Annotated in this window: 16 protein-coding genes; 9 read left to right on the top strand and 7 right to left on the bottom strand. The window is 64.0% G+C overall.

Features of this window, described 5'->3' with window-relative positions; all coding sequences use genetic code 11:
- Positions 1-846, top strand: a complete 846-nt coding sequence (locus ACPWR9_RS19340; protein WP_426330888.1) for an amino acid ABC transporter permease — start codon at positions 1-3, stop codon at positions 844-846.
- On the opposite strand, the gene ACPWR9_RS19335 is transcribed toward ACPWR9_RS19340, so the two are convergent.
- On the bottom strand, positions 824-3,112 hold the full coding sequence (locus ACPWR9_RS19335) for an NADP-dependent malic enzyme (RefSeq protein WP_426330889.1): 2,289 nt from the start codon (positions 3,110-3,112) through the stop codon (positions 824-826). The genes ACPWR9_RS19340 and ACPWR9_RS19335 overlap by 23 nt on opposite strands.
- A gap of 280 nt (positions 3,113-3,392) precedes the next feature.
- On the opposite strand from ACPWR9_RS19335, the gene ACPWR9_RS19330 reads away from it, so the two are divergent.
- Complete coding sequence (locus ACPWR9_RS19330) at positions 3,393-4,304, top strand: LysR family transcriptional regulator (RefSeq protein WP_426331106.1); 912 nt, start codon at positions 3,393-3,395, stop codon at positions 4,302-4,304.
- A 113-nt stretch (positions 4,305-4,417) separates the two neighbouring features.
- Positions 4,418-5,680 carry an autotransporter strand-loop-strand O-heptosyltransferase gene (locus ACPWR9_RS19325; RefSeq protein WP_426330890.1) on the top strand — a complete coding sequence of 421 codons (1,263 nt, stop codon included), beginning with the start codon at positions 4,418-4,420 and terminating at the stop codon, positions 5,678-5,680.
- Between the two features lie 93 nt (positions 5,681-5,773).
- On the opposite strand, the gene ACPWR9_RS19320 is transcribed toward ACPWR9_RS19325, so the two are convergent.
- Entirely contained in the window at positions 5,774-6,799 is a 1,026-nt protein-coding gene (locus ACPWR9_RS19320) for a transporter (RefSeq protein WP_426330891.1), read from the bottom strand.
- A 263-nt stretch (positions 6,800-7,062) separates the two neighbouring features.
- Between ACPWR9_RS19320 and ppk2 the strand changes: the two genes are divergently transcribed.
- A complete protein-coding gene (gene ppk2 / locus ACPWR9_RS19315; RefSeq protein WP_426330892.1) occupies positions 7,063-7,983 on the top strand; it encodes a polyphosphate kinase 2 in 921 nt (306 codons plus the stop codon).
- A 40-nt stretch (positions 7,984-8,023) separates the two neighbouring features.
- Here ppk2 and ACPWR9_RS19310 read toward each other — a convergent pair whose 3' ends face one another.
- The 3 genes from ACPWR9_RS19310 to ACPWR9_RS19300 are packed head-to-tail and all read right to left on the bottom strand — an operon-like array spanning position 8,024 to position 10,521.
- On the bottom strand, positions 8,024-9,427 hold the full coding sequence (locus ACPWR9_RS19310; protein ID WP_426330893.1) for an ATP-binding protein: 1,404 nt from the start codon (positions 9,425-9,427) through the stop codon (positions 8,024-8,026).
- Positions 9,424-10,254 (bottom strand): response regulator, encoded by an 831-nt coding sequence (locus ACPWR9_RS19305; protein ID WP_426330894.1) that lies wholly within the window; start codon positions 10,252-10,254, stop codon positions 9,424-9,426. The genes ACPWR9_RS19310 and ACPWR9_RS19305 overlap by 4 nt, the downstream gene beginning before the upstream one ends.
- A gap of 18 nt (positions 10,255-10,272) precedes the next feature.
- Positions 10,273-10,521, bottom strand: coding sequence for a hypothetical protein (locus ACPWR9_RS19300; protein WP_150680572.1), 249 nt, complete (start codon positions 10,519-10,521; stop codon positions 10,273-10,275).
- Between the two features lie 279 nt (positions 10,522-10,800).
- Between ACPWR9_RS19300 and ACPWR9_RS19295 the strand changes: the two genes are divergently transcribed.
- The 4 genes from ACPWR9_RS19295 to ACPWR9_RS19280 all read left to right on the top strand — a co-directional run bounded on the left by ACPWR9_RS19295 (position 10,801) and on the right by ACPWR9_RS19280 (position 16,501).
- Positions 10,801-11,433, top strand: a complete 633-nt coding sequence (locus ACPWR9_RS19295; RefSeq protein WP_426330896.1) for a hypothetical protein — start codon at positions 10,801-10,803, stop codon at positions 11,431-11,433.
- A 164-nt stretch (positions 11,434-11,597) separates the two neighbouring features.
- Positions 11,598-12,764, top strand: a complete 1,167-nt coding sequence (gene macA, locus ACPWR9_RS19290; RefSeq protein ID WP_426330897.1) for a macrolide transporter subunit MacA — start codon at positions 11,598-11,600, stop codon at positions 12,762-12,764.
- Positions 12,765-12,817: 53 nt separating this feature from the next.
- Positions 12,818-14,878, top strand: a complete 2,061-nt coding sequence (locus ACPWR9_RS19285; RefSeq protein WP_426330899.1) for a MacB family efflux pump subunit — start codon at positions 12,818-12,820, stop codon at positions 14,876-14,878.
- Between the two features lie 135 nt (positions 14,879-15,013).
- Positions 15,014-16,501 carry an efflux transporter outer membrane subunit gene (locus tag ACPWR9_RS19280; RefSeq protein WP_426330900.1) on the top strand — a complete coding sequence of 496 codons (1,488 nt, stop codon included), beginning with the start codon at positions 15,014-15,016 and terminating at the stop codon, positions 16,499-16,501.
- Positions 16,502-16,504: 3 nt separating this feature from the next.
- On the opposite strand, the gene ACPWR9_RS19275 is transcribed toward ACPWR9_RS19280, so the two are convergent.
- Entirely contained in the window at positions 16,505-17,032 is a 528-nt protein-coding gene (locus ACPWR9_RS19275; RefSeq protein WP_426330901.1) for a phospholipase D family protein, read from the bottom strand.
- Positions 17,029-18,090 carry an SDR family NAD(P)-dependent oxidoreductase gene (locus ACPWR9_RS19270; protein ID WP_426330902.1) on the bottom strand — a complete coding sequence of 354 codons (1,062 nt, stop codon included), beginning with the start codon at positions 18,088-18,090 and terminating at the stop codon, positions 17,029-17,031. The genes ACPWR9_RS19275 and ACPWR9_RS19270 overlap by 4 nt, the downstream gene beginning before the upstream one ends.
- A 15-nt stretch (positions 18,091-18,105) precedes the next feature.
- Between ACPWR9_RS19270 and ACPWR9_RS19265 the strand changes: the two genes are divergently transcribed.
- Positions 18,106-19,140, top strand: coding sequence for a CDP-6-deoxy-delta-3,4-glucoseen reductase (locus tag ACPWR9_RS19265; protein ID WP_426330903.1), 1,035 nt, complete (start codon positions 18,106-18,108; stop codon positions 19,138-19,140).
- Positions 19,141-19,385 lie beyond the last annotated feature (245 nt).

Raw genomic sequence — 19,385 nt, 5'->3', positions numbered from 1 at the left:
ATGAACTTCTCTACCGTCCTCGATAACCTGCCCTACCTGCTGTGGGGCGACTTCCCCGAGGGTCCGCTCTCGGGGGCTGCGCTCACGCTGGTGCTCGCCAGCACGAGTGCGGTGGCATCGGGCCTGCTTGGGCTTGCGGGCGGCATTGCGCTCGCGATGCTGAACGGTCCGACGCGCTGGGCGCTCACGCTCGTCATCGGCTTCTTCCGGGCGATTCCGGTGCTGATGCTGATCTTCTGGACTTACTTCCTGCTGCCGATTCTCTTCGGCGTGAACGTCCCCGGCCTCGCGACGGTGGCGTGCGCACTCTCGCTCATCGGCGGCGCGTATCTCTCGCACACGGTCTACGCCGGAATTCGCGGGGTGGGCGCGGCGCAGTGGCAGGCAGGCATGTCGCTCGGCCTCACGCGCGTGCAAACGCTGCGGCATGTGGTGCTGCCGCAGGCACTGCGCATGATGGCGCCGTCGTTCGTGAACCAGTGGATTTCGCTCGTGAAAGACACCTCGCTCGCCTACATCGTCGGCGTGGCGGAGCTGTCGTTTCTGGCGACGCAGGTCAACAGCCGGTTGATGGTATATCCGGCAGAAGTGTTCGCGTTCGTCGCGCTGATCTACTTCGCGATGTGCAGCACGCTCGAATGGATTTGCGGGAAAGTGTTCGGGCAGGCGGTGCCGGGAGAAAACACCCGGACCGAAACGCCAACGCCCCGGCGCGGCTGGCAGCGTATCAAAGCGATACGCTTGCCCAGCTTGCCGGGGCGTTGGCGCCGACGCTCGGCACCCGGAGGCTTACCTACCCCGGAGCGCGAGCGCCGCGTCGACTTCAGTCACGATTGGCCTGGATAACCGTGAGCGCCGTCATGTTGATGATGCGTCGCACGGTCGAGCTGGACGTCAGCACGTTGACCGGTGCGCCCACGCCCAGCAGGAACGGACCCACCGCAACGTTGCTGCCCGCGCCCGTCTTGAGCAGGTTGTAGGCGATGTTGCCCGAGTCCACGTTCGGGCACACCAGCAGGTTGGCGGCACCCTTCAGACGCGAATGCGGCAGGATACGGCTGCGCAGGGCTTCGTCGAGTGCGCAGTCGCCGTGCATTTCGCCGTCGATTTCCAGATCCGGTGCTTGTGCCGACACCATCTCCAGCACGCGGCGCATCTTGGTACCCGACGCGGCGCTGCCCGAGCCGAAGTTCGAGCGCGAGAGCAGCGCGACCTTCGGGTTGAGGTTCAGCCACGACATTTGCTTGGCGGCGGCCAGCGTGAATTCGGCGATCTGCTCGGCCGTCGGATCGTCGTTGACGTGCGTGTCCACCAGTGCCACGGTGCGCTTGTCGAGCAGCAGGATGTTCATCGCGGCGTAGGTGTTCGCGCCCGCTTGCTTGCCGATCACTTCGTCCACAAAGCGCAGGTGGTCGTGATACGCACCGACCGTGCCGCAAATCATGCCGTCGGCGTCGCCCAGACGCACCATCATCGCGCCGATCAGCGTGAGACGGCGGCGCATTTCCACGCGCGCCATTTCCTTGGTGATGCCGTCGCGGCAGCGCAGTTCCCAGTAGTTCGTCCAGTACTGATGGAAGCGCTCGTCGTAGTACGGGTTAGTCACTTCGACGTCTTCGCCCAGACGCAGGCGCAGGCCGAACTTCTCGATGCGCGCGAGCAGCACTTCCGGGCGGCCCACGAGAATCGGACGTGCCAGCTTTTCGTCGACGATCACTTGCACGGCGCGCAGCACGCGCTCTTCTTCCCCTTCGGCGAACACGATGCGGGCTTTGCCGCCGTCGCGCACGAGTTGCTTCGCCGCCGAGAAAATCGGCTTCATGAACGCGCCCGAGTGGTACACGAACTGTTGCAGCTGGTCGGCGTACGCGTCGAAATCGGCGATCGGGCGCGTGGCCACGCCGTCTTCGATGGCCGCACGGGCCACGGCCGGTGCGATACGCACGATCAGACGCGAGTCGAACGGCTTCGGAATCAGGTATTCCGGCCCGAACGAGAGGTCATAGGCACCGTAGGCGGTTGCCACGGAGTCGTTCGGCTCTTCTTGCGCCAGACCGGCAATCGCGTGCACCGCAGCGATTTCCATGTTGCGCGTGATGGTGGTCGCGCCCACGTCCAGTGCGCCGCGGAAGATGTACGGGAAGCACAGCACGTTGTTGACCTGATTCGGGAAGTCCGAACGGCCCGTGGCCAGCACCACGTCGTCGCGAGCCGCGCGCGCGTCTTCCGGGAAGATTTCCGGCGTCGGGTTGGCGAGCGCCAGAATCAGCGGGCGCGGGCCCATGGTCTTCAACATTTCCGGCTTGAGCACGCCGCCTGCCGACAGACCGAGGAACACGTCGGCGCCTTCGATCACTTCGGCGAGCGTGCGCTTGTCGGTCTTCTGGGCGAAGCGAGCCTTGTCCGGATCCATGCCGACCGTGCGGCCTTCGTAGACGACGCCATCGATGTCGGTGGCCCACACGTTTTCGATGGGCAGGCCGAGATCGACCATCAGATCCAGACACGCCAGGGCAGCCGCACCGGCGCCCGAGGTCACGACCTTCACTTCCTTGATGTCTTTACCCACGACCTTCAGGCCGTTGATGAACGCGGCAGAGACGGTAATGGCGGTGCCGTGCTGATCGTCGTGGAAGACCGGGATCTTCATGCGCTCGCGCAGCTTGCGCTCGACGGTGAAGCACTCGGGGGCCTTGATGTCTTCGAGGTTGATCCCGCCGAACGTGGCTTCGAGGCTGGCGATGATGTCGACGAGCTTATCGGGGTCGCTTTCGGTGATTTCGATGTCGAAAACGTCGATCCCGGCGAATTTCTTGAAGAGGACGGCCTTGCCTTCCATTACCGGCTTGGAGGCGAGCGCACCGATGTTGCCCAGCCCCAGCACGGCGGAGCCGTTGGTGATCACGCCCACGAGGTTGCCGCGCGCGGTGTAGTTGAACGCCTTGGCGGGGTCGGCCGCAATTTCCTGACACGGGATGGCAACGCCCGGGGTGTAGGCGAGCGCCAGGTCGCGCTGCGTGACGAGCGGCTTGCTGGCCGTCACGGAGATCTTGCCCGGGGTGGGGAACTGGTGATATTCCAGGGCGGCCTGGTGATCGTTGCTGTTGCTCATGGGCGTGTCGTCCTCGTTGGATGTCGTCTCTCTCGTGCGTCGTCCGGCCGTTTCTTTTCGACGGTTGCCGCCCGGCGCACCTGATTGCGAAGCCATTCTAGGCAGCCGCTATTGGGAGGCGATTCTGAATTACTATGGGGCCATCATGTTTTTGTTATGAGCGTACTTTCCCCGCCCGGCGGGGGCGGCAGGACGCTCGCAGGATTTGGGGATTCAGGGGGTAGGCGTGGTGCCTTTCGATACGGGCGAGGTGGTGCGGCGTTTGACGACGCGGCTCAAGATGCGCCATCTGGTGTTGTTATTGCAGATTCAGCAGCATGGCTCGCTCACGCGCGTGGCCGAGCATATGGCGACCAGCCAGCCGGCCGTGACCAGCGCGCTTGCCGAGCTGGAGAGCATGCTGGGCGGCCCGCTTTTCGACCGCACGCCGCGCGGCATGACGCCCACGCCGCTGGGCGACGTGGTGCTCGCCCGGGCACAGGCGATGGTCCACGACCTCGACCACCTGACCCGCGACATCGAGGCCGTCATGGCCGGACACGCAGCGCGCCTGCATGTGGGCGTGATTCCTTATATCTCCGGCAAGACGCTTGCCGCCGCCATTCAGCAGACCCTCGCGCAGTTGCCACAACGGCTCACCGTCACGCTGCATGAGGGCACCAGCGAGGCGCTTATGGCGCAGTTGCGCGATCACACGCTGGACGTCGTGATCGGGCGCGCCGCCGCCAGTGTCGATCTCACACAAGTGCAATTCGAAGTGCTGCATCATCAGATGCCCCGCGTCGTGGCTAGCCGCCGCTTGGCGGCACGGCTTGGGCGGAGCGCACCGGTTTGGGCACAACTCGCCGAGCTGGATTGGGTGATGGGCGCGCCCAATACCCCGATGCGTGATCAATTGGCCGATTTGTTCTTGCACGCGGGTGTGGTGCCGCCGGTGCCGATCGTGGAGAGCTTTTCCTCGCGCCTGACCGGGGAGTTGCTGGCCAGCAGCGAGCGGGCCGTGTCGCTATTGCCCGCCGATATTGCCGAGGAACTGGTGCGCGTGGCAGGGGTGGCGGTAGTGCCGTGGTCGCTGTCGTGGACGTTGCCGCCCGTGGCGATGTTCACGCGCCGCGAAAACCCGCGCGAGATCAATCAGCGCTTTACGCAAGCACTGCGTACCCAATATCAGGCGATGACGGGCGCGGGGTAAGTAAGGCATCGAAAGGGTTTTTGATCGAAAAGACCGGCAAAAACGCGAAATAACCGCCTTTTGCCGTGTTTGTTCACCGATTGCCGCTCGGGTGACCGACGTAAGGTAGGGGCATGAACGATGCCGTCCCCACCGATACCCTCTCAGGCAACGCGCCCGCCGTCGCGCCGTTTGCGCAGTCGCCGCACCAAATCTTCCTCGCCCCGGCGTTGCTGCCGACGCAGGTCGGCCCGGCCGGATTGCGTTTCGACTTCAACGACGGCGCACGGGTCGTCATTCCCGACTTCGGCCAACCGCTGCCATGGCGTGTGAGGCTGTTCGATACACGCACCGATGCCACGCTCATCGAGACCGAATTGTCGTCGGGAGTGGTGCGCAGCCCCGCGAAATACTTCGTGCCGTACGGCATCACGATTTGGTTGAACGACGTGGTGGTGTTCGAGCATCGCTACGACGCTCGCGATCAGGACGTGCTCGTGCAGTTTCCCGCGGCCGCCTTGGGTGATGTGCTGGGCTGGCTACCCTATGGGCTGCGTTTCGGCCGCGAGCATGGCTGCCGTTTGGCTTGCGTGGTGACGCCCGCCATCGCCGCGTTGTTCCGTGACGCCTACCCCGAGGTGGATTTTGTCGCACAGGCGCACGTCGAGCGGCGCAAGTATTACGCGACTTACAACGTCGGTCTCTTCTTTAACGACTGGGAATTGACACAGCAACCGCGCGATTTCCGCGAGACGGGATTGCATCGCACGGCGGCCCACATTCTTGGTGTGGACGATGCGGAGGCGACGGCTGCGCTCCGCTTGCCCGACACGTCACGTCCGATCGCAGAGCCTTATGTCTGTATCGCCGTGCAGAGTACGGCGCAGTGCAAATACTGGAATCGCCCGCAAGGCTGGGAGACAGTGGTCGGCGAATTGCTTGCGCGTGGCTTCCGGGTAATTTGCATCGATCAGAAGCCGCGCCATGGGAAGGGTGATTTCTGGCAGGAGATTCCGGCAGGTGCCGAAGACATGACCGGCGACTTACCGCTCACCGAACGTGCACGCTGGCTGATGCATGCGAGCGCCTTCATCGGCTTGTCGAGCGGGCTGGCGTGGCTGGCATGGACCGCGGGCACGCCGACCGTGCTGGTGTCCGGCTTCACGCTGCCGCATAACGAGTTCTCGACGCCTTACCGCGTCATTGCGCCGGAGGTCTGCACAGGCTGCTGGCACGATCCCGCGTTGCAGTATCGCCACGAAGACTTCCACTGGTGCCCACGCCACCACGGCACCCCGCGTGCGTTCGAATGCTCGCGAGAGATCACACCGGAGCAGGTGCTGGAGGCGGTGGATCGGATACCGGGAATGGTCAGGATATCCGCCAACGAGGCGTGAGCCCCGAACAGCGTATCCGTTCCCATGCTCGTTAAATCGAGCATTAATCACATAATGCTCGATTTAACGAGCATGGCGTAACGTGTGCCCCGTCTATTCCGGTCGCCGCCGGAAAGCCCACCAACCGGCGGCCGCCGTGCCCGTCGCGACAATCGCAACCAGCACCCAGAACCCGTGCGGATGCTCGGCCAACGGAATGCCGCCGACGTTCATGCCGAAGAAGCCCGCCACAATGTTGATCGGCAGCGCCAGCACCGTCACCACCGTCAGCGTGTAAATCGTGCGGTCGGTGCGCTCGCTCACCATCGCCGCAATCTCTTCCTGTAACAGCTTGATGCGCTCCAACAGCGCCGACAAATCGTTGAGCACCACCGCAAACTCTTCCGTTGCCTGTCGGAATTCCTGCACGTCCTCGGCATGCCCCCACACCGGCGGGCGGCTCAACAATCGGAACAGCGCTGCCGGCTCCGGTGCCAGCAGCCGTTGCAGCCGCACCAGCACCCGGCGCAGCGACCCCAGATCGGCGCGGTTGCTCTCGATACGCTGCTGCAATAACCGGTCCTCAACCGTGTCGACCCGCCGGCTCGTCTCGCGCACGATGCGCTCCAGCACGTCGGCCTGATCGCGGAACAAATGCACCAGCAACGCCAACGGCGAACGAAATACCTCGCCGCGCTTGACCGACGCGCGCAGCTTGTCGATCGAACGCAATGGCTTGACCCGGCCCGTCACAAGCAATCGTGCATTGGCCGCCACTCGCAACGTAGAAATTTCGGACTGCGCAATATCGAACGCGAAGATCACATCGTTGATCACCGCCAGCAACCAGTCGTCGGAATGTTCGATGCGCGTGGAGCGCGAGCCTTCGGTGAGGGAGTCGAAAAACTCCTCGGGCAGATGCATGTGCTGTTGCAGCCACTTCTCGCATGCGGCGTGCGCGAAGTTGAAATGCAACCAAAGGAATCCGTCCGCACGCTCGCCGCGAGCGGTCTTCGCCAGCCACGCCAACGCCTCGCCGGAATCGACCGGTTCGGGCGGCGCACCGTCGGTGAAGCGATAGCCATAGATCAGGCCAGCCTGATCGCAGCCGTAAGCGTTATGAGCAAGGTCGGCGAACATGCGCACTGTCGGAGCCAAACGTGGGGGAAGTCGAAACGTCGGAAAACGCGCCAAAAGCCAGCGCGACCGACCATCATGACAATGTCATATGTCTTTTATGTGACAGTCATAAAGCCGCTGTCCGCGCTCCGCGCCCCCGTACTAGGGCCCTCGCCAGCGCCATCCGGGTGTCATAGAATCGTCGCATACTCAGTCGCCCGACCCTATGGTCGCGTCCCGCCCGTTTTTCGCGCAACGCTTCGCCCTGTTCCGAGACCGTCGCCATGACCAAATTCGACTCCGATGCCGACCACGATGCCTCGCTCGCGCGCCGTCTGCAAGATGACCTCATCGACAGCTACGACGAAGAAATCGAGATGGAAATCGATGATCTTCGCCTGCCCGGTCTGAATGATCTGACCGACACCGCGCGCGGCGAACGTCTGCAATATTTCCGCGAGTTGTTCCGCCTGCAAGGCGAGCTCGTGAAACTGCAAGACTGGGTGATTCGCAGCCGCCATCGCCTTGTGGTGATTTTCGAAGGCCGCGACGCCGCGGGCAAAGGCGGCGCCATCAAGCGCATCACGCAACGCCTGAACCCGCGTGTGTGCCGCGTCGCAGCCCTGCCCGCGCCCAACGATCGCGAACGCACGCAATGGTATTTCCAACGTTACGTGCAACACCTGCCCGCCGCGGGCGAGATCGTGCTGTTCGACCGTAGCTGGTATAACCGCGCCGGCGTCGAACACGTGATGGGGTTCTGCACAGATGAGGAATACGAAGAGTTTTTCCGCTCGGTGCCCGAGTTCGAAAAGATGCTCGTACGCAGCGGCATCCAGATCGTGAAGTACTGGTTCTCGATCTCGGACGAAGAGCAAGAAGCGCGCTTTCTCGCCCGTATTCAAGATCCGCTCAAGCAATGGAAGTTGAGCCCGATGGATCTGGAAAGCCGTCGCCGCTGGGAAAGCTATACGCGCGCCAAGGAAGTTATGCTCGAGCGCACGCACATTCCCGATGCGCCGTGGTGGGTGGTGCAGGCCGACGACAAGAAACGTGCGCGCCTGAACTGTATTCATCACCTGCTCGCGCAAGTGCCGTATCACGACGTGGAGCGCACGCCAGTGCTGCTGCCGGAGCGCGCACGCAGCGAAGACTACATGCGCCACCCGGTGCCCGACACGATGATCGTGCCGGAGATCTACTAAAGGGAATGCCCCGCTCAGCCGCGACTAGGGCCTGTTCGCCTTAGTGCGACGTCAGCGGGGCAACCGCTTGCACGACGGGCAGGCACAGCGTGACGCGAAGTCCACCGTCCGACGACGTCGCCAACCGCACCGAACCACCCAGTCCTTCGACCAAACGCCCCACCAGCGACAAACCAAGGCCGCAATGGCCTTCGCCACCGCGCGACGCATCCAGCCGCACGAACGGACGCATCGCCAGCGCCACCTGATCCTCCGGGATGCCCGTGCCGCAGTCGCTCACTTCGATATACCCCACATCGTCCTCGCGCCACGTCGCCAGACGTACTGGCGGCTCGCCATGCTCCAGCGCATTGTCGACAAGGTTCGACATCACGCGATCGAGTAGCGTGCGCGGCAACAAGAAGCCCGGGCCAGCGCGCAGATCGCAAGTGAACAATGGGGTATCGGCACATGACGGCGCCAGGCCATCCTTTACGGCTTCGCCGTCCCCAGCATCGGCATACGCCAGGGCTTCGACGGCCATCTCGGTCGTCATCAACTCCATGGCCGCCGCACCGCAAACGTCTTCGGCCGGAAACTGCTCGCGCAAGAAGGCATCGACGCTCACCAGCGGACTGGTATCGGCTTCGTCGCGGGCATATGCGAGGAACTGCTGAACAATGTGATTGATCGAGGCGATATCGCGCACGAAACCGTCGCGCGAACCCTCGTTGTCGATCAGATCGGCGCGCAGACGCAGGCGCGTGAGCGGCGACTTCAGATCGTGGGCAATCCCGGCGAGCATGATCGCCTGATTGTCTTCCGCCTCGGCAAGCCGCTTGGCCATGTCGTTGAAGGCGTGCGCCAGATCGCGCAACTCATGCGGGCCTTGTTCGGGCAGCAGTGCCGGGCGGCGACCTCGCGCAATCACGCGCGCCGCCTGTGCCACGCGGGCGATTGGGCGCTGCATCTGCCACGCCATCAACAACGCCAGCAACACCGCACCAATCAGAATGCCGACGGTTTCGCGCACGAACGGCGGCATCGGCGGCAAATCGAGCGGGATGACAATCCACTCGACGTGATTGGGCAGCAACACCCACAAGCTGCCGCGCTTCCCGTCTTCGCGCACGTGCAACTGCGTGCCCGGCGGCAGCTTCGAGAGCAACTCGTTACGCAGATGCGATGCACGCTCGTCGCCCGTCGCATCGGCAAAAACCGGCACCTGCGCAATCGGCACGCGCCGCAAGCCGTGCGGCGGCGCCAGACTGCCCGGATCGACGGCGCGCTGATCCACGCTTTGGATCGCAATGAGCAAGCCGCGCGCGAAACCGTCGACTTGCTGGCGAGGCCGCTGGTAGAACACGAGCGCGCTCCACACCAGATGCATCACCAGCAAGACGCCGATTCCGAGCAGCGCCATGCGCCCGAACAGCGTGTCACGCAGCCGCCAACGCAGTTTCACGCAACCGACTCCCGCCAGCCGCGAACCGCGCGCTTCACCATGGGGGCCACCGGCGCCACCGCGAGCGCCGGGCCATCGTCGTCGGCACCGGCGTCGTGTTCGCTCGCTGCGGCATCCGCCGACAACTCGCCGCCCGGCACGAACACGTAGCCCTTGCCGCGAATCGTCTGGATGTAGCGCGGCTCCGACGGATCGGCTTCGATCAGGCGGCGCAAACGCCACACCGGCACGTCGAGGCTGCGATCCCGGAACGAGATGCCGTCGCCATACAGCATGGCGTGCAGCTTCACCCGGGGCAGCACCTGCATCGGATGTTGCGTGAACGCCTTGAGCATGGCGAATTCGGTATCGCGCAACGGCAGACGCTCGCCTTCGCGTTGCAGCGTGCGCAGCGAGAAATCGAGCTCGAACGGGCCGAAGCGATACGGCGCACGGGCATCGGGCGCACTCGCCGCGACAGGGCCACGACGGCGCAGCACCGCATGAATGCGGGCGAGCAACTCGCGCGGATCGAACGGCTTGGCGAGGTAGTCGTCAGCGCCCAACTCAAGACCAAGTGCCCGGTCGAGCGGACCGCCACGCGCCGAAAGCATGATCACGGGGATATCTTCCCCGGCCGCGCGCAAGTCCTGCAAAGCGCGCAGGCCGTCACGCTCGGGCATCATGATGTCGAGCAAAATCACCGACGGGCGCTCAAGTTCGAGCCGGCGCAGCAACGACGCGCCGTTGTGAAGTACCGAGACCTGCATACCGTTGGCATGCAGCAGCTCACGCAGCAGGTCACGCACGACGGGATCGTCGTCGACCAGAAGAACATGCAGACTCATGGAGGAATTCTCGCTAATTTAGGCCCGGCCCAACTCACGCAGGGAAGCCGAACTCTGGACTGCCGCCACGGCAGGGTCTTGCGCTGTCGGCGCTGATGCCGCCGCGGCAGCCGGTTCGCGCACCCCGGAGAGCGATCGCAACGCATTCGTGAAACGGTCGGGCGAAGCATTTGCCCGGTGTGTGCCGACGGTGCCAGCGGCGCCTTGCCCCGGCAAACGCCAGGCCCTATGTAGCGCCGCACCCGGCGCGCCAATGCCTAAGGACATGGTTTGTGCTCCCATGGTGTCGAGATACACCGAAGTTTGCGCGCCCGTCCAGTTACGCGTTGGCCGAAGCATCCAATAAAATGGCACCCAATCCTTATTTCAGAAAGGATTCGTAAGGCGGCCTGATGCGTCACGCAACCGTTCACGAGCATCACGCATTGGAAAAATGCAAAAATGAGCGACGTTGCGAGAGATAGCGCGAAATTATAGCCATCTTGTCGTGCACACGCTGGTTTCACCAGATGCCGCATTCATCCCGCATTTCTCGTGGGAGGCCGTATGCGCCGCGCAATCTTCACACTGTGCAAACACGGTGCCGCCGGACTGATGGTCGCTGCCGTGACAACCGCCGTAGCCTTCGCCGCGCCAGCCGCCTTACCTGTCGGGGCTTCCGGCGCTGCGGCTGCCCCCTCGGCCGCAGCGGTGCCTGGCGCCTTACGCAATTTCGGCAACGACCCGTTTCTCCACATTTCCTCGGCGATTGCCGACTGCCCGGTGCCGTTAGGCCCACTCATGCGCGAATCCGACTGGCTCGCCGACGCGCATCACCGCATCGAAAAAGGCAACCACTGCTGGTTCGAAGGCCGTTGCCGCCTATCCAACAGCTATCGCTACGACGGCGAGATTGCTGAGAGCACACAGCGGCGGCTCTCAGCGATCGCCATCGATATCCCGTGGAAGACGCAGACCTCGCTCTGGCTGACGTTCCAGCGGCGCATTATCGTGATGCAAGGCTGCATGGCACCGGGCTTTCCTTTGGCGAAACTCGTCAAGGCGCTTAGCGAGACCGCCGATGTGGAGGCCGTGGTCGATCAAGTCGTCGCACGCCGCGCAGGCGCGCCGATGCCCGCCCTGACGTATCCCACACCGGATCACCCCGAACTTCCCGTCGGTGCCCACCCGCTGCCGTGATTGAAGAAAAGCAAAGCGAAATCGACCGAAAACAACGCAAAACGACATTCGGTCAACTCTGTTCACAAAGTCGCAACAACTGAAAACAGTTTGCGACGCCCCCTTTGATTAGGATCGCCACATGTCTGCACATCGGTGCGGATACGGTGCTTATTTCCTGATCGATGACGCTTTCCAGCAAGTTCCGCCTGCCCCTCCTGACCCGCCGCCGCAAGATCGGTGCCGCCGTTGTTCTCGCGCTGTGTGCGCTCGCCGTGTGGCAATGGCCGCATGCGAAGCCCCCCGCTTATCTCAGCGCCAGAGTCGCACGCGGGGATCTGGAAGATGCCGTGCTTGCCACGGGTGTGCTCCAGCCCATCAAGCAGGTGGAAGTGGGTTCGCAGGCCAACGGCCAGTTGCGCTCGCTCAAGGTCGTGCTTGGCGACAAGGTCACGAAAGGCCAACTGCTCGCAGAAATCGACCCCACGCTCAGCGAGAGCGATCTGCGCGACGTGACGGCTGGCCTTAACACGCTAGCCGCCGACCGGCGCGCCAAGGCCATTCGGCATGCGCAAGCCGAGCGAGAGTTGGCACGGCAGCGCCAGATGGCGCGCGATGAGGCCACCTCGCCGCGCGATCTCGAAAAAGCACGCACGGAATACGAGGCACTCACCGCAGAACTCGCCGCGCTCGACTCGCAAATCAGCCAGCAGAACGTCAAGGTCGAAAAAGCACGCACCAACCTCTCGTACACGCGCATTACCGCCCCGATCTCCGGCAGCGTGACGCTCATCAGCACGCAGGAAGGCCAGACCGTCACGGCGATCTATCAGATCCCGACGATTCTCAAGATTGCCGATCTGTCGAAGATGACGATCAAGGCGCAGGTCTCGGAAGCCGACGTGGTGCGCATTCGCGAAGGCCAGCCGGTGTATTTCACGATTCTTGGCGCGCCGCAGACCCGTTACGAAGGCAAGTTGCGCGTGATTCAGCCCTCGCCCGAGAAGATCAACAACGCGATTTTCTTCAATGCGTTGTTCGACGTGCCGAACCCCGATGGCGTGCTGCGCCCCGACATGACCGCGCAAGTCTCGATCGTGCGCGAGCGCATCGCGAACACGTTGACGTTTCCGTCCGTGGCGCTCGGCGAGCAGCGCGCCGACGGGCGCTACAAGGTGCGCGTACTCGATGCAAAAGGCCACGCGCAAGTCCGCTGGGTCAAGGTCGGACTCGACAATCGACTCACCGCACAAGCGCTAGACGGCCTTGCAGAAGGCGAGCGTGTGGTGACAGCCGACCCCACCGACGCGCCGCCGCCCGGCAGCGGCGATAACGGAGGGACGCTGCTGTGATGCATGCGCTGCCACCGGTTGATCGGTCGACGCCCGAAGGTGCCACCGCATCGATGCCTGCCACAGATGCGGGTGCGCCGCCGCTGCTGCATCTCTCGGGCGTGGCTCGCTCGTTCGGTGAAGGCGTGGGTGCAGTGACCGTATTGCGCGACGTCGAGCTCACCATCCATCGCGGCGAAATGGTCGCAATCATGGGGCCGTCGGGCTCGGGGAAGTCGACGCTGATGAACGTGCTCGGCTGCCTCGACCGCGCGAGCCACGGCCGCTACGAGATCGATGGGCGCGACGTCGCCTCGCTGTCCGACGACGATCTCGCGGCGCTGCGGCGCGAACACTTCGGCTTCATCTTCCAGCGCTATCACCTCATGGGCCATCTCACGGCGCAAGGGAACGTGGAAGTGCCCGCCGTGTACGCAGGAACGTCGAAACCCGCACGTGCGCAACGCTCGGCGGCATTGCTCGCTCGCTTGGGACTGGGCGGTCATTTGTCACATCGGCCGTCGCAGATGTCGGGCGGTCAGCAGCAGCGCGTGAGTATTGCGCGCGCGCTGATGAACGGCGGCGACATCATCCTCGCGGACGAACCCACGGGCGCACTCGACAGTCGCAGTGGACTCGAAGTCATGCAGATTCTTTGCGAGCTGCACGCACGCGGGCATACGATCATTCTCGTCACGCACGACCCTGGCGTTGCCGCATGGGCGCAGCGCGTCATCGAAATCGCCGACGGACGCGTCGTGCGCGACCGCGTGAACGAGACGCCACGCACCGCTGAACTCGCGGCGCTCACCCGTGAACGAACGCAGGAAAGCACACGCGCAACCGGCCAAGCGACGCCATTCGTGCAAAACGTCGATGACGACGCACGCACGCCCCCGAACGCGATTGAACCCCGCCCGCGCCGCTGGTTCGCGGGTTGGCCGAAGTTTTCGGAGAGCCTGTCGATGGCGTGGCACGCGCTCGCGTCGCATCGGCTGCGCACCGGGCTCACAATGCTCGGCATCGTCATCGGCATTACGTCGGTGGTCTCGCTCTCCGCCATTGGCGAGGGCACTAAACGGCGCGTGCTCGACGACATCGGCAGCATCTCGCCGAACACGATCACCGTGCTGCGTGGCAAGGATTTCAACGACGACAAAGCCGCCGAGATCCGCACGCTCCTGCCGCGCGACGCCGATCTGCTCGCCGCACAGCCCTACACCGACAGCGTCTCGCCGCAGATCAACGCGCGTACGGTACGCGTGCGTTTCGGTCGCATCGATACCGACGCGCAAGTGCATGGCGAAGGCGCCAACTTCTTGCGCGCCAATGGACTGAAACTCGCGCGCGGGCGCAGCTTCGACGCCACCGAAGTCGCGCGGCAGGCGCAGGTCGCCGTGATTGGCGAAAACGCGCTGAAAAAGCTGATGCCCAACGGCGGCGACCCGATTGGTCAAATCGTGCTGGCCGGATCGTTGCCGTTGCGCGTGGTGGGCGTGGTGCGTGACCGGTCGTCGATGTTCGTGAGCCGCTCGCTCAATCTCTTTATCCCGTGGAGTACCGCTGCCAGCCGTCTTGCCGGTCAGCAGCATCTGGAAGCGATCACGGTGCGTATCGTCGACGGTCATCCGCCGTCGGCTGCCGAAGCGAGCATCGTGCGCGTGCTTACCCGCGCACATGGCAACAAAGACTTCTTCACGTTCAACATGGATACGGTCGTGAAGTCGATCTCTCGCACGAGCCAGATGCTCACGCTGCTGCTCTCGTTTGTCGCGCTGATCTCGCTGGTGGTGGGTGGCATCGGTGTGGCGAACATCATGCTGGTGTCGGTCACCGAGCGCACGCGTGAGATTGGCATTCGCCGTGCTATCGGCGCGCGCCGTCAGGACATCCTGCGTCAGTTTCTGATCGAGGCCGTGCTGGTCTGCCTGATGGGCGGTGCCGTCGGTGTGGTGCTGTCTTATGCCATCGGGCAGTTGGTGGCGTTCGCAGTGCCACAAGTGGCCGTCGTGTTTTCCGTTCATACGTTCGCCGCTGCCGTGTTGTGCGCCAGCGTGATCGGTGTCGCCAGCGGCTGGTGGCCGTCGCGCAGTGCCGCGCGGCTCGACCCTGTCGACGCCCTCGCTCGCGAGTGAATTTGTATCGCCCCCCAACCGTCCCGCTGCGCCCCCCCTCAGGCACGGGATGGATTTATACCCCGCGCGCGATTCGGTATCGCGCGCGGGGGTCTTTTTGACGATTCGATGAACCGCCCATTGCTCCGCCTTCCGATGGATTTGCTGTCGCTGCCTGCCCGCTCCATTGCGCGATTCTTCCCGCGCGCTGTTCCGCGCTTTGTCCCGCGTTTTCTTCCGCTGACTGCGCTGAGCGCCGCGATGCTGCTCGCCGGATGCGGCTCGATGCGCACCGACTACGAACGCCCGTCCCTGCCAGTGCCCGCGCAATACCGCACGCCACTCGACGGCAACGCGCCTGCGACGGCGAACGCGACAAGTGACGCGTCGATGGCGATCGATCCGTGGTGGCGTGGCTTCGGCGACCCCGCGCTCGACGCGCTGGTCACTCGCGCGCTGGCGGGCAACCTGGGGCTCGCGCTCGAATCGCTGCAAGCGGAACGCGACGCCCTTCAGGCAGGCCTCACTGGTGCGAATCGCTGGCCGCAACTCTCGGCCTCGATCGCTGGCGCAAAATCACGCGCGCTCGATGGCAGTAACGCCGCGATCGCCCCCAACGGGCAGACGAACTCCGGCACCAACGCGAGCATCAGCTACGAAGTCGACCTGTGGAATAAGCTGGCAGCACAACGCGACGCTGCACAGTGGCAAGCCGCGTCCAGCGCATGGGATCGCCGCGCTGCGGCGCTCACGTTGTCGAGCGATGTGGCGTCGTTGTACTGGCGACTGGCCTTCCTGAACGAGAACGTACGCAGCGCCAAGGAAGATCTGGCGTCTGCCGAGAAGGTGGTGGCGCTGGTCGACGCACGCCGCCGCGCCGGTGCCGTGTCGGCACTCGACCCTGTACAGGCGCAGCAGGATCGCGACGCGGTCGCGGGCGCGCTGGCCGACTGGGAGCGTTTGCGCGATATCGCTCGGCATGCGTTGGCCAATGCGCTCGGCGAACCGGCCCAGACGCGCTTCACCGAGCGCGAATCGCTGGCTGAAGCCACACTCCCCGAGGTCGCGCCCGGTCTGCCCGCGGAGTTGCTGGCGCGGCGCCCGGATTTGGCGGCGGCCGAAACCCGTATGCGTGCGCGATTGGCTGACGTCGATGCGGCGCGTTTGTCGTTCTATCCGTCGCTCACGCTCACCGGATCGACGAGTACGACCAGTGATTCGTTGTCGCGATTGCTCGCCAATCCTGTCGGCACGCTTGCCGCGACGATTGCCATGCCGTTCCTGCAAATTCAAACGGCGCGCTTCACCACGGCACTCGCACGCAACGACTTCGAACAGTCGGGCGTGGCGTTTCGCAGCACGCTGCTCACGGCGTTAAAGGAAGTCGAGGATGCGCTGGCGACGCGCGAGCGCACGTCGGTGCAATACGAAGCGCTGGCGCGGGCGGCGACGCTGGCCCAGCGGGCCGCCGCGCTGTCTGGTGCACGCTATCGCGCTGGCGATATCGACGTGCAGTCATGGCTCGATGCGCAACGGTTAGCGCGTCAGGCACGTCGCAATGCCGCGCAATCGCGTCTCGATCAGATCGACGCGACACTTACGCTCATCAAGGCATTAGGGGGATCGGCGAGTGGGGATGTGTGATGCTCAGCGAGCCGGGTAAGGTGCACCGAGATCCCAACGCGATTGCCAGTGCTCGACGTACTGGCGCGCAATTTCGGGAGCGTTGCGAATCACGATCACGTTCTCGGAGTTGGTTGTCTCGGCGGACAGCGCAAAGTTGAACGAGCCGGTCTCCACCGTTTCGCCGTCGACGATGATCGTCTTGTCGTGATGGATATTGAAGTGGTCGTTGGTTCGCAACGCTACGCCGTGGCTCGTTACGAAATCCATCGCCGCTCGGCTGGTCTTGCCGGTGTTTCGCTTCTTGTCGATCACCACACGCACATCCACACCACGCTTTTTCGCATCGACCAGCGCTTGCATGATGTCGGCGGCCTGAAACGAGTAGGCCAGCATTTGAATGCTGTGCTTCGCACTGGCGATAGTCTCCAGCACAAGCGTTCTTGCCGAGCCCTCCGGTGAGAAACCCGCTTGAATATTGGGCTCGGCGTGCGCCAGCGGTGCGACACTCAACAGCGCCGCGAGCGCGATATTTCGAAGGGTCGCCGTCATGGTGTCAGTGTCGCCAGTAGCGCCGCCACATCGGGGTATTGCAGCCGGTAGCCGAGTTCACGTTTCAGCCGGGTGTTGTCCAACCGGCGTGACTCCGACATGAACGAGAGCAGCGTCGGCGGCAATTCCCGCTCAGCAACTTCGCGCGAGATACGTGCGGGGCGCGTCATGCCGAGCGCATCGGCCACGCGGTCGAAGTACTCGCCCATGCGCCACTCGGTGTCGTCGCTCGCGTGCACCACGCGCTGCGGCTTGCCACGCCACATCGCACGGATCAGGATCGCCGCCAGATCGTCGGCGTGGATGTGGTTCGTGTACACGTCATCCGATTCGCGCAACGCCGGGGTGCCCCGTTCCAATCGAGCCGTCGGCAACCGGTCCGCCGCATAGATCCCCGGAATGCGGACGATCGACGCGCGCCAGCGCACGCGCAAATGCTCCGCCTGCCGCCATCGTGGGCGCACGCCCGCCACACTCGCACCGCTCGCCGGGGAAATCGTTCGCGATGGCCCGGCAATCGTCTCGCGCCGGGCATTGCGCGCATGTTGCGACGGCCGTCCCAACGCGCGCAAAGTGCGCTCGGCGTCGACGCGACGCTGCCCACGCGGTGAACGCGCACGCGGCGTGCGAGTCTCATCGACAAGTGCACCGCCGCAATCGCCATACACCCCGCTGGTGCTGGCGTAGACGAGGATGCGTCGCACAGGGCGGATGCCCCCCTCGGGTACAATATTGGCCTTCGACGGGCGCAAAAGGGCGGCGCGCAGACGACGTGTACGAAGGTCTCGTGTGCCACTGCCAGCCACCCCGTCGGGCGGGGCCAGGTGCAGCACGCGCGGCGCCAGATGGGCGATGCGCGCAAGGCTCGCAGGGTCATCCAGATTGGCCACGACGGGCACCGCGCCCGCCGCCCGTAAGACGGCATGACGCGCGTCGCTGGACGTCACGGCATAGACGCGAAAGCGTTTGACCAGCGCCGGCAGCGCACGCATGCCGACATCGCCGCAGCCCACGACTAACAGGCGCGGGCGACCGAGGGATTTGGACGGATTTTTCATTTTTCGGATTGTAGTATGGCTTACAACGTTTCCCTCGTGCCGAGCGGGCGCGAGTTCCAGGTCGAAGACGGCGAGGCACTGCTCTCGGCCGCGTTGCGTCAAGGCATCGGCCTGCCTTACGGCTGCAAGAACGGCGGCTGCGGGTCATGCAAAGCAAAGCTGGTCGAAGGCATCGTCGAACACGGTGCGCACTCGGCCTCCGCGCTCACCAAAGACGAAGAAACGCGCGGCTTCGCGCTGCTGTGCTGCGCGCACGCCAAGAGCGATGTCGTCATCGAGAGCCGCGAAGTTAAGGGCATCGGCGATATCCCGGTTAAGCGCCTGCCGTGCCGCGTGAACGCGCTCACGCGCCTGGCCGACGATGTGATCGTCATGCGCCTGCAACTGCCCGCCAACGAGCGTTTCCAGTATCTGGCCGGTCAATACATCGAGTTCATCCTGAAGGACGGCCGCCGCCGCAGCTATTCGATGGCCACCGCGCCGCACGAAGAGGGCTTCCTCGACCTGCATCTGCGCCATATGCCCGGCGGCGTGTTCACCGACCACGTCTTCAACACGATGAAAGAGCGCGAAATTCTGCGCTTCGAAGGCCCACTCGGCACGTTCTTCCTGCGCGAAGATTCCGAGAAGCCGATCGTGCTGCTCGCTTCGGGCACCGGCTTCGCACCGATCAAGGCCATCGTCGAGCACGCCGTGCACAAGGGGCTGAACCGCCCGATGACGCTTTACTGGGGCGCCCGTCAGTTGAAGGACATCTATCTGCGCGATTTGGCCGAACAATGGGCACGCGAGATTCCGAACTTCACGTTCGTCCCGGTGCTCTCGGAAGCCGCGCCGGAAGACCAATGGCAGGGCCGCACGGGCTTCGTGCACCGCGCCGTGGTCGAAGACCTGCCGGACCTGTCGGGCTACGAGGTGTATGCGTGCGGTGCGCCGGTGATGGTCGAATCGGCCCGCCGCGACTTCATCGCGCACCACCAGTTGCCGGAAGACGCGTTCTTCGCCGACGCCTTCACCACCGAAGCCGACAACCCGGGGGCTGCGACCTGATCGGTGGGAGTTCACGGGACGCGTTGCCAACGCACGATAGATGCAGATGTGCGACAGTTCACGCATTCCCTTTGACAAGCGCCGCATCATCGACTTATTCTTGCCGACATGAACCTGATTGCCATCGCCTCGATCCGACGTCGCCGTACGCTGCCCCTCCCGGGATGCCGCGCGGCGCGCTATGGACTGCGATAACAAGCGAGTTCTCAAGCACAGCAAAGCCACGGGCAAACCCCGTGGCTTTT

The sequence above is a fragment of the Pandoraea pneumonica genome (assembly GCF_049918595.1).
Lineage (GTDB): Bacteria > Pseudomonadota > Gammaproteobacteria > Burkholderiales > Burkholderiaceae > Pandoraea > Pandoraea pneumonica_A.
The sequence above is the reverse complement of the archived record's forward strand: the minus strand, read 5'-3'. Positions and strand labels throughout refer to the sequence as shown.